Consider the following 247-nt stretch of genomic DNA (forward strand, 5'->3'; position numbering starts at 1 on the left):
TGCATGTTAGAAGATCTCAAACGTCAGGTACTTGAAGCCAACCTGGCGCTGCCCAAACACAATCTGGTGACGCTGACCTGGGGCAACGTCAGCGCCGTTGACCGCGAGCACGGCGTCTTCGTGATAAAGCCGTCAGGGGTGGATTACACGGTAATGACCGCAGAAGATATGGTTGTCGTCAGCATCGCCACGGGCGAAGTGGTGGAAGGAAAGAAAAAACCCTCCTCCGACACGCCAACGCATCGCC

General features: G+C 56.3%; 1 protein-coding gene. It reads left to right on the forward strand.

Features of this window, described 5'->3' with window-relative positions; all coding sequences use genetic code 11:
* The coding region (locus ACPYOJ_RS36225) for a class II aldolase/adducin family protein (protein WP_481420514.1) at positions 1–247 on the forward strand (247 nt) is incomplete at both ends.

Source organism: Rhizobium sp. SVR5-9E, from assembly GCF_056755095.1.